This is a genomic window from Serratia sp. (in: enterobacteria) (assembly GCF_046715635.1).
GTDB lineage: Bacteria > Pseudomonadota > Gammaproteobacteria > Enterobacterales > Enterobacteriaceae > Chania.
In genome coordinates, this window is the sequence record NZ_JBKJYW010000440.1 from 1 (window position 1) to 3,990 (window position 3,990).

Genomic DNA, 3,990 nt, shown 5'->3' on the forward strand with positions numbered 1-3,990 from the left:
GCAACGGATGCCCATCGTTACGTGGATCTTCGAGTATCACCTCGCCCATCTGCTCTTCCTGCGGGATAGCGCCACCGCATACCTGCTCCAGGCGTTGCTCATCCAGATGGAATTTCAACCCGCGCAGCTTGGCAAATTTTTGCGGCGTCAGTTCCCGTTGAATGGCACTGAAATTGTTATAGATTTCGACAAAGTCATTGTTGGGGGTAAACCCGTAGCCCAACAGGTGGAAGTTACGCCCAGCGAAGGTGCAGTCGATCTCGATACCGGACAGGACATTGAGGCTGGACGATGCCAGCGCCTTGGCCTCCGGCACCGAACTGGCATTATTATGGTCGGTCACCGCCAACGTACTGATGCCGTTGGCCAGGCAGCGTGCGATCACCGTCTCAACCGGGAAGTCTGCATCATCGCTGTAGTTGGAATGCATATGCAGGTCGATTTTTTCCATGGCAGTGTCCTTTGGCGAATGCTCAATAATAAGATCATAGTAAAGCAGCGGCTGAATGCATACAGCGGATTTGGCGCTTTTTATCGGCAGGATCACAAAAGCATGGGTCTGTTCACGGGGAGTAGATCGACATTTTAACTAGCTCAATAACGGTGCAAACTTTTAACAGGCATTAATGGTGCCAAATAGCTGCGGCTACCTGGTCATCAATAATCTAAATGCCCCGTTTCACGGGGCACCTCACCTGAAAAAACTGCTTTGTTGGCCGAATAGGGTAAATCGCAACTTGTCATGTTCGGAAAAGCAGCGTATCGATTAACCTTGCACATTTCCTTTTGAAATTGATGCGCTTTCTGTAGGTATATTTTCGACTAAGACCAATACAGACACGCTTACGTCTCTCGACCTCAAATGCAATGGAAACATACACCACCATCAATAAAGCTATTACCATCACGCTCATAACCTCCCTTTGATTTCAACTATCCCTTGCAGTAACCATTAGTATCATTAATGAAAATATTATTCACCCAGGAAAAGAATCACAAAAATTCAAATAATAACAATCACGTACAATATCTTCACGATATAACGCTCTGTAGATAGGTGACAACATCAGAACAATCAGCTTAAAACCCTAGGAACACACCGATAAAGATGATCAAAAATCAATCAAAAAACAAATGATTAGCAGTGCTGATATATTTGAAATTAATGATAGATAATGAAAGGGCCCCGAATGAGGCCCTTTGGAGAACTACTTATTACCCACCGACGCGGGCTCTGGGATAGCAGAGCTGCCCATCGCCTTCTCATCGCGGATGATTGAACGATCCTTGCGCACGTCAGCCACATCGGAGGCACTGATGGCTTTGGCGTTGTTACCCCAGCTGGAACGGATAAAGTTCACGACGTCCGCGACCTGCTGGTCGTTCAAGCGCCAGCCAAATGGCGGCATGGTGAGGTTGGAAACCGCCCCTTTCACCGCTGGTGTGGTATTGCCGACCAGCACAATGTGGATCAGCGAAGTCGCGTCTTCGGTCTGCACCACCGGGTTACCCTTCAGCGCCGGGAAGGCGCGCTTGTAACCCACACCATCGGTACGATGGCAAGCGGCACAGTTATCGACGTACAGCGCAGCGCCAGCCTTGCTGTCGTTACCACGCAACAAATCTATGGCGACGCTGTCTTCAACCGGAGCAGCCTGCTGTTTACCCTCTTTCGGCGGCAAGGTTTTCAGATAGCGGGCGATCGCGGTCAAATCCTCATCGCTGAGATATTGCAGGCTATGCTCGACAACATCGCTCATGCCACCAAATACCACCGACTTATCGTTACGGCCGGTTTTCAGGAACTCGGTCAGTTCGCTCTCGCTCCAGGTGCCCAGGCCATCTTTATCATCACCACGCAGGCTGGAAGCCACCCAACCGTCGATCGGCGCGTTGCTACCGGACAGGTAATCATCCCCTTCGGTGTTGCTCAGCGCCTTCTCTTGCATGGTCAGGCTGCGCGGCGTATGACATGCCCCGCAGTGCCCCAGCCCTTCGACCAGATAGCGGCCACGTTCGATAACCGGATCGGCATTAGCGTTCGCCGCGAAATCGGCCGGTGTGGGTGCAAACATTGAACGCCAGATGTGCAGCGGCCAACGCATGGACAGCGGCCAGGGAATATCGGAGTCTTGGTTCGCTTGTTCTACTGGCTGCACGCCGTGCATGAAATAGGCGTACATGGCACGCATATCCTCCTCTTTCACCAACGCAAACGAAGGATAAGGCATCGCCGGATACAGGGTGCTGCCGTTCTTGGCGACGCCTTTACGTACCGCATCGTCGAAATCTTCAAAACTATAGTCGCCAATGCCGGTGGTTTTGTCCGGGGTGATGTTGGTGGAATAGATAGTGCCAATCGGTGTTTCCATCGCCAGGCCACCAGCAAAGGGCACGCCGCTTTTGCCATTGGTATGGCAAGCCACACAGTCACCGGCGCGAGCCAGATATTCACCCCGTTTGAGCAATTCGCTGCTGACCGTCACGTCCTGCGCCAAAACAGAGAAACTCAGTGCACTGAGTACCAGTGCAGGAACCAAAGTTTTCATCACTCGTATCCTCATGCCTGCACCAATGGGCCTGGGTTTTTCAGATACTGCTCGCGAATGGCACGGGCAGACCAGTAGGCCAACGCGGCAACGGTGCCGGTCGGGTTGTAGCCCAGCCCCTGCGGGAAGGCCGATGCGCCGATTGAGAACACGTTATGTACGTCCCAGCTTTGCAGATAGCGGTTTACCGCGCTGGTATTGGGATCTTCCCCCATCACCGCGCCGCCGTTCATGTGCGTGGTTTGATAGCTGGTGGTATCGAAGTGGCTGTTGGCGTTTTTCGGGCTGCCGGAAATCAGTTTCGGGTTCATCGCCTTGGCGATTGGAGCCATCTTGTTAAACATAAACTGCGCCATCTTGATGTCGTTTTCCTGCCAGTCGAAGGTCATGCGTAGCAGTGGTTGGCCAAAGACGTTCTTATAGGTCGGATCGAGGTCGAGGTAGTTGCTACGATAAGACTGGTGCGCGCCATGGGCATCCATAGAGACATGGTGCGTGTAGGCATCCGCCACTGCGGCTTTCCACTTGCTGCCCCAGGCAGGAGTGCCGGGAGGAGTTGGCAGGCCGGAGATCGGTTTGGTGCCCGCCTGGTTGACCCAGAACGGTGAACCCCCGACAAAACCTTCCTTACCGTGGTCAAAGTTATCCGCGTTGAAATCATCCACGCCAACGCCGTTACCACCTGCGCCGATAAACGGGTTGGTGTGGACGTCCTTATCGAAGAACGCCTTGATGGTGGTCATGTTCTGGTAGGCGAAGTTACGCCCAACCACCCCTTCACCGGTCTGTGGGTCGTAGGGTTTACCAATGCCGGAAAGCAGCATCAGATGCACATTGTGGAACTGGAAGGCTCCGAGGATCACCAGGTCGGCAGGTTGTTCGATCTCGCGCCCCTGGGCATCGATATAGTTGACCCCGGTCGCCCGGCTTTTATCGGCGGTCAGGTTAACCTTCAGTACGTTAGCGTTGGTACGCAGCTCAAAGCGCTTTTCCATCCGCAACGCTGGCAGGATATTGACGTTCGGCGACGCCTTGGAATACATGTAGCAGGCATAGCCGCTGCAATAACCGCAGAAGTTGCAAGGCCCCATCTGTGCGCCATAGGGGTTGGTATAGGAATCTGAGGTATTGGCGGAGGGCAGATTGTAAGGGTGATAACCCACCTCACGCGCCGCCTTTTCAAACAGCTGCGCGGAGAAGGTGTTCTTCTGCGCTGGCAGTGGAAAATGGTCGGAACGGTCTGGTGCAAAGGGGTTTCCTCCTTGGTCTTTACCCACCAACTGCCCCTTCACCGACCAGGCTGTGCCGGAGGTACCGAATACCTTCTCGGCCTTATCGAAGAACGGCTCCAGCTCGTCGTAGCTCACCCCAAAATCCTGGATCGTCATGTCTTTTGGAATAAAGCTTTTGCCGTAGCGCTCTTCATAATGGCTGCGCATAC

At 53.2% G+C, this 3,990-nt stretch carries 3 protein-coding genes; all 3 read right to left on the minus strand.

Annotation, left to right across the window (positions count from 1 at the left end; genetic code table 11):
- A partial coding sequence (locus tag ACLQ7H_RS23005) for a PHP domain-containing protein (RefSeq protein ID WP_411754664.1) occupies positions 1–451 on the minus strand: 451 nt, incomplete at its 3' end.
- Between the two features lie 757 nt (positions 452–1,208).
- Positions 1,209–2,549, minus strand: a complete 1,341-nt coding sequence (locus ACLQ7H_RS23010) for a c-type cytochrome (protein WP_411754665.1) — start codon at positions 2,547–2,549, stop codon at positions 1,209–1,211.
- Between the two features lie 11 nt (positions 2,550–2,560).
- The coding region (locus ACLQ7H_RS23015; RefSeq protein WP_411754666.1) for a GMC family oxidoreductase at positions 2,561–3,990 on the minus strand (1,430 nt) is incomplete at its 5' end.